Source organism: Kribbella sp. (genome assembly GCF_035655035.1).
Lineage (GTDB): Bacteria > Actinomycetota > Actinomycetes > Propionibacteriales > Kribbellaceae > Kribbella.
The window spans coordinates 1-6,258 of the sequence record NZ_DASRVN010000080.1 but is presented as its reverse complement, the minus strand read 5'-3'; the positions used below and the strand labels follow the sequence as shown (position 1 = coordinate 6,258).

General features: G+C 70.1%; 4 protein-coding genes and 1 pseudogene. 3 read left to right on the top strand and 2 right to left on the bottom strand.

Annotated features, from left to right (window positions below; translation table 11 throughout):
- Positions 1-459 (top strand): annotated as a pseudogene (locus tag VFF46_RS05015) (hypothetical protein); the annotation flags it as partial.
- Here the strand turns inward: VFF46_RS05015 and VFF46_RS05010 are convergent.
- Positions 456-1,421: a glycerophosphodiester phosphodiesterase gene (locus VFF46_RS05010; protein ID WP_325035831.1), complete on the bottom strand. Its 966-nt coding sequence runs from the start codon at positions 1,419-1,421 to the stop codon at positions 456-458. The pseudogene VFF46_RS05015 and the gene VFF46_RS05010 sit on opposite strands and share 4 nt — an antisense overlap.
- 63 nt (positions 1,422-1,484) lie before the next feature.
- A complete protein-coding gene (locus VFF46_RS05005; RefSeq protein WP_325035830.1) occupies positions 1,485-2,087 on the bottom strand; it encodes a lysoplasmalogenase in 603 nt (200 codons plus the stop codon).
- Between the two features lie 86 nt (positions 2,088-2,173).
- On the opposite strand from VFF46_RS05005, the gene VFF46_RS05000 reads away from it, so the two are divergent.
- A complete protein-coding gene (locus VFF46_RS05000; protein ID WP_325035829.1) occupies positions 2,174-3,895 on the top strand; it encodes an ABC transporter ATP-binding protein in 1,722 nt (573 codons plus the stop codon).
- Entirely contained in the window at positions 3,892-5,628 is a 1,737-nt protein-coding gene (locus VFF46_RS04995) for an ABC transporter ATP-binding protein (RefSeq protein ID WP_325035828.1), read from the top strand. The genes VFF46_RS05000 and VFF46_RS04995 overlap by 4 nt, the downstream gene beginning before the upstream one ends.
- Positions 5,629-6,258: the final 630 nt, after the last annotated feature.

Below are 6,258 nucleotides of genomic sequence, written 5' to 3'. Positions count from 1 at the left end.
GTCGGCGTCCTGGTGCGTGCCACCGCCTGGCTGCTGAACCGGCTGCGGCTGCGGAGCAGTCAGCGCGCCGAGTACCTGGCGGACCGGAAGGCGGGCGAGATCGCGGGCTCGGAGACGACGGCGCAGGCGTTGGAGCGGATGCTGCTGGCCGACGCGTCGTACCGCGCGATGGTGCGTGCGGTCCGGTTCCCCACGGAGATCGAACCACTGGAAGCGGTACGGCGGGCCGTCACCGAAGTACCGGCCCGTGAGCTCCAGCGGAGCCTCCGGGCGAGCCGTATCCGCGAAACCCGCACCGACGCGACCCATCCGCCGACGTATCTGCGGACCAACCTGCTCCGGGCAAGGCCGGCCACACCGGCCCGGATGGTTCTCAGCACGGACCAGAGCCGAGCTATCGACCAGGAGCTCGCGCCCTGCGTACGGCAGGTGCTGACGCGACTGCGTGCGGATCTTTAGAAGTTCAGAGCCGGTTTGCGCAGTGCTGCGACCGCCTGGTCCGGGTGGTCGGAGAAGACGCCCTGGAGGCCCAGTGCGGCAAAGCGGGTCAGTTCGGTCGGGAAGTCGGTAGCAGTCGGCAAGAACCGCCGCTCCGCGCGGAACGTCCACACCTGTACTGCCAGCCCGGCGCGGTGTGCGTGGTCGACCAGCCGGGTCGGTTCCCCGAGGGAGCCGTCGGCAGTACGCGGTACGACGAGGTCCTTGTGCGGCGCTAGCACCTGTGCGTACGTCGCCACCTCCCGCAGCCCTCGCGGCTCGATCAGATCGGCGTACGTCCGTCCGTCACCCGTCCGCAGGAAGTCGTTGGGCGCGCTCTCGGCGTCGATCAGCTGCACCAGCGGCACCTGGGTCATCACCGACAGCCGGCGCAGGCTCGTCGGTTCGAACGACTGCACCATGATCTCCTCCGGCCGCAGCCGGAGCGTCAGGATGCGCTCGGTGAGCAGCTCCTCCAGCGGCAGGCCGAGCCGCCGGAAGTACGCCGGGTGCTTGATCTCCGGAATCACCCCGATCGGCCGCCCCAGCAGCGCGGACTCCCGCCGCGCCAGCGCGACCACCTCGTCGAAGGTGGGGATCTCCTCCAGCCCGTCGTACGCCGCGTTGTTCGCCCGGAGCGCGGGCATCCGCTCACGGGCCCGCAGCGTGCGCAGCTCGGCGTACGTGAAGTCCTCCACGAACCACCCGGTCACGGCGGTCCCGTCGACGATCTTGGTGATCTTCCGGTCCGCGAAGACCGGGTGCTCCGCGACGTCCGTCGTACCGGAGATCTCGTTCTCGTGCCGGCAGACCAGGACGCCGTCGAGGGTGGCGACCAGGTCCGGTTCCAGGTAGTCGGCTCCCTGGGCCGCGGCCAACCGGTAGGCCGCCGGCGTGTGTTCCGGACGGTAGCCACTCGCTCCCCGATGCGCGATCACCAACATGGATCAAGGACAGGGGCCCGACATTGCATGACGGGAACCCGTTGCCCAACGCAAGGTGAAGGTCTACCGACTGTCACCACGCAGCGCACCGCTCGACAGCAGGTACTGCGCGACGCAGTACGTCGCCATCACCAGATAGTCGCGCGCTGTGAAGTCATGTCCTGCCAAACCCGCGCCGATCAGCCCGTCCGAGATCAAGAACAGCGCACCGCCCACACCTGCGCGCCAGCCGCTCCAGCCGCTCGTGACGGCCGTGGCAGTGACCAGCAGCGAGTAGACGGCCACGGGGATCCGGTTGTCTCCAAGACCGGGCCAGAGCACCACCAGTGCCGCCAGCCAGACCACACCGTACGCCGCCACGAGCACGAGCGACCGCTTACGAGCACGGCGGGCGAAGAGCAACACGTAGCAGACATGTGCCACGCCGAACGCCAGCATGCCCGGCAGGAGCTGGTCGACCTGTAACAGGAAGTCCCCGACCAGCGAGGCGACCAGGGCGACCAGCAGCGTCACCGGACCGCCGTTCACCCGTACCCACATCGCCAGGGTCGGCATCAGCAGCACCTTGGTGATCAGCTGCGACCACGTCTCGCCGATCGCGATCGTGACCAGGTGCGCCACCGTCAGCGCGCCGTACCCGACCAGCCACCCCCGTCCCCTCGTCATGTCGTCGATCGTGCCGGTTCAGGGGTCCACAGCTGCGATTAATTCGCATGCAAACTGTCGGAGCCGGGACCTAGCCTGAACGGGCCATGAAACAACTGCCCCTCGCCGACCCCGGCCTCCCGAACCATCGCTCGCCGGCCCGCTACCTGTGGTGGGTCGCCCGCGGTCAGTCCCGCACGCTCGCCGGCGGGATGGGCTTCGGCATCCTGTGGATGGGTGCGCAAGCAGTGATTCCCGCGCTCCTCGGCCGGGCCATCGACGAGGGCATCGCGGCGCAGGACGGCGAGCGGCTGCTGCGCTGGACCGCGCTGCTGTTCGTGGTCGGCGTCGTGCAGGCGACGGCGGGCATCATGCGGCACCGGTTCGCGGTCACCAACTGGCTGACCGCGGCGTACCGGACGGTCCAGGTGGTGACCCGGAAGTCGGCCGACCTGGGCGCCACGCTGCCGAAGCAGCTGGCCACCGGCGAGGTGGTCAGCATCGGCGCCGGCGACCTGTCCTACATCGGGAACCTGATGGAGATCTCCGCCCGGTTCGCGGGCGCGATCGTGGCGTTCTTCGTGGTCGCGGTGATCCTGCTGTCCTCGTCGACCGTGCTCGGGCTGGTGGTGCTGATCGGCGTGCCGGTGATGCTGTTCGCGCTCGGCCCGATGCTGCGCCCGCTGCACAAGCGGCAGTCCGCGCAGCGCGACGCGGTCGGCGAGCTGAACTCGCTGGGTTCCGACATCGTCGCCGGGCTGCGGGTGCTGCGCGGCATCGGCGGCGAGGAGTCGTTCTCCAAGCGGTACCGGACCGAGTCCCAGCAGGTCCGCAAGGCCGGGGTGCGGGTCGCCGGGATCCAGTCCGTGCTGGACGCGGCCCAGGTGCTGCTGCCCGGCATCTTTGTGGTGCTGGTCGTCGGCCTCGGCGCGCACTTCGCGCTCCACGGTCAGCTGAGCGCCGGGTCGCTGGTCGCGTTCTACGGGTATGCGACGTTCCTGGTGCTGCCGCTGCGGACGGCGACCGAGTTCGCAAACCAGCTGATGCGGGGCCTGGTGGCCGCCGGCCGCGTGATCCGGGTGCTCAAGCTGGAGTCCGACATCGTCGAGCCGGAGTCACCGGTGCGGCTGCCGGAGCACGGCGACCTGGTCGACCCGGTCTCCGGCGTCCGCGCCCGCGACGGGCTGCTGACCGCGATCGTGTCCGCCGAGCCGGACAGCTACGGCTCCCTCGCCGACCGCCTCGGGCGGTACGACAAGAGCAGCGAGGTGCGGTACGGCGGTGTCACACTGGCCAGCGCCACCCGGGCGGACGTCCGCGAGCGGATCCTGGTGAGCGACACCGGCTCCCAGCTGTTCACGGGGATCCTGCGCGCGGAGCTGGACCCGACAGGCCGCCGCACCGACGACGAACTGCTGGCCGCGATGCGTACGGCGTCCGCCGAGGACGTGCTCGTGGCGCTGCCGGACGGGCTCGACTCCGAGGTGGAGGAGAAGGGCCGCTCGTTCTCCGGCGGCCAGCGCCAGCGGCTGGTCCTGGTGCGGGCGCTGCTCGCCGACCCGTCGGTGCTGGTCCTGGTCGAGCCGACATCGGCCGTCGATGCGCACACCGAGGCGCGGATCGCGGACCGGCTGCGGGACCACCGCGCCCGGCGGACCACCGTCGTACTGACCGCGAGCCCGCTGCTGCTGGACCGCGTCGACGAGGTGATCTTCGTCGCGGCCGGCCGCGTCGTTGCCGCAGGCAAGCACCGCGAGCTGCTCGCGTCCACTCCGCAGTACCGCCGGACCGTCACCCGTCAGACCGAAGCAGAGGAGGCCCTGCGATGAGGCAGATCCTGCCCGTGGCCGGGTCGGCCGAGATCCGGCAGCACGCCCGGCGGCTGGCCCGCCGGCATCCACGGACGCTGCTGGCCGCGTTGCTGCTGCACGCGCTCGCGGCGGTCTCGGGGCTCGCAGCGCCGCGACTGATCGGAAACCTGGTCCAGGACGTGCAGCACGGCACGACCGCGGCCAAGGTCAACCTGGTGATCGCTGTGATCGCCGGGTTCATCGTCGCGCAGTCGCTGCTCACCCGTTGGGCGCGGTACAAGTCGTTCGCGCTCGGCGAGCAGGTGCTGGCCGAGCTGCGCGAGGAGTTCGTCGACAACGCGCTGGCGCTGCCGATCGGTACGGTCGAGCGGGCCGGTACCGGTGACCTGCTCTCGCGGACTTCGCGGGATGTGGACACGCTGTCGCGGACCGTGCGGTTCGCCGTACCGGAGACCATCATCGCGTCCGTCACCGTGGTGTTCACGGCGGTGGCGACGGTGCTGGTCGGCGTTTGGGTGCTGGTGCCGCTGGTCGCGATGGTGCCGCTGCTGTTGCTGAGCACGAAGTGGTACCTCGGGCGGGCGAAGGACGGGTACCTTCGCGAGAACGCGGCGTACGCGCAGATGACCAGCTCACTCGCGGAGACGGTCGAGGGCGCGCGGACAGTGGAGGCGCTCCGGCGGTACGACGACCGCGTGCGGCGCGGCGACGAGGACATCCGCGGGAGCTATCTCGCTGAGCGGTTCACGTTGTTCTTGCGGACGGTGTACTTCCCGGCGGCTGAGCTGGGGTATCTGGTGCCGGTGGTGGGGACGCTGCTGTTCGGGGGCTGGTTGCATCTGCACGGGCATGTCTCGCTGGGCGCGGTGACTGCCGCGGTGCTGTACGTGAACCAGCTGATCGATCCGGTGGACCGGTTGCTGTCGTGGCTGGACGAGCTGCAGTCGGGCGGTGCGGCGTTCGCGCGGTTGCTGGGGATCAGCGACGTACCGGACGACCGGACGCCGTCGGGTCAGCAGCCGTCCGGCGAGCTGGTCGAGGCGCGGGACGTGCGGTTCTCGTACGTCGACGGGCGCGACGTACTGCACGGCGTGAACCTGACGATCCAGCCGGGCGAGCGGATCGCGATGGTCGGCCCGTCCGGCGCGGGCAAGTCGACGCTTGGACGGTTGGTCGCGGGCATCCACCCGCCGCGGACCGGGTCCGTGACGGTTGGCGGGGTCGGTATGACGGACCTGCCGCTGGACGAGCTCCGCAAGCAGGTCGCGCTGGTGACACAAGAGCACCACGTGTTCGTGGGGACGCTGCGCGACAACCTGTCGATGGCGCGTCCTTCGGCCACCGATGCTGAGCTACTGGATGCGCTTGGGGCAGTCGACGCCCGTGAGTGGGCCGAGGCACTTCCCGCGGGGCTCGACACCCGGGTCGGCTCCGGTCAGCTGTCGCTGACACCTGCCCAAGCCCAGCAACTGGCCCTGGCCCGACTGGTGCTGGCCGATCCCCACACGCTCGTCCTAGACGAGGCCACGTCGTTGATCGACCCACGAGCAGCCCGCCACATGGAGCGCTCACTGGCCGCGGTCCTGGAAGGCCGAACGGTCATCGCCATCGCCCACCGCCTGTATACGGCCCACGACGCCGACCGCGTAGCCGTAGTAGAAGACGGCCAAATCACCGAACTGGGCACCCACGACGAACTAGTAGCCCACCAAGGCTCCTACGCCGCCCTCTGGACCTCCTGGCACGGCTAACACCTCGTACGGCCGCCACCCGGGGTGGGTGGATGCGCGCGACTTGACCACAGGTACGAGCCTGTCGACGGGTGCTGTTGCTGCTCTGCGAGCTGCTTCGCGAACGCGCTGGTGGCTCGCGGCGGGCTCGGCTCCTTCATAAACCCGTAGGACACCGTCGGCACGAACGCGACCACCGTGGGCGCGGACCCGGCTCTTCGTGACCGGAGAACACCTCGGCGCGAACGCAACCACCGCCACCGGAGCCGGCCACCGTCGGGCACGTAAACGACCACCGTCGGGGCGGACCCGACCCGTTCGTAGGCCCGTCGGACCACCGCCGGCGCGGACGCGGCTCCGTCGTAAACCCTTGGGACGATCGCCAGCGCGCACGCGAACGTGACCACCGTGGGGGTGGGCTTGGGTTCCTTTCCCCCGCCCCGGGCGGAGCGAGGGGCGGGGGGTGTTTAGCGTTTGCGTAGTAGTAGGACTGCTGAGTCGACGTGGGGTGGTGGGGTGAAAGCCTTGCGGGGAAGGCGTAGGCCGATTGAGGGGCTGTAGTGGCGGAACCACCGGTTCGCCCCGGGAGCGTCGCCGCGTACCCACCGGTTCGCCACCTGCCGCTGCAGCACCAAGTCCGCCGACACCATG

Bases quoted from the DNA above. Each gene is read 5' to 3' on its own strand.
- VFF46_RS05010 (WP_325035831.1), bottom strand. From the start codon at position 1,421: ATGTTGGTGATCGCGCATCGGGGAGCGAGTGGCTACCGTCCGGAACAC.
- VFF46_RS05005 (WP_325035830.1), bottom strand. From the start codon at position 2,087: ATGACGAGGGGACGGGGGTGGCTGGTCGGGTACGGCGCGCTGACGGTG.
- VFF46_RS05000 (WP_325035829.1), top strand. From the start codon at position 2,174: ATGAAACAACTGCCCCTCGCCGACCCCGGCCTCCCGAACCATCGCTCG.
- VFF46_RS04995 (WP_325035828.1), top strand. From the start codon at position 3,892: ATGAGGCAGATCCTGCCCGTGGCCGGGTCGGCCGAGATCCGGCAGCAC.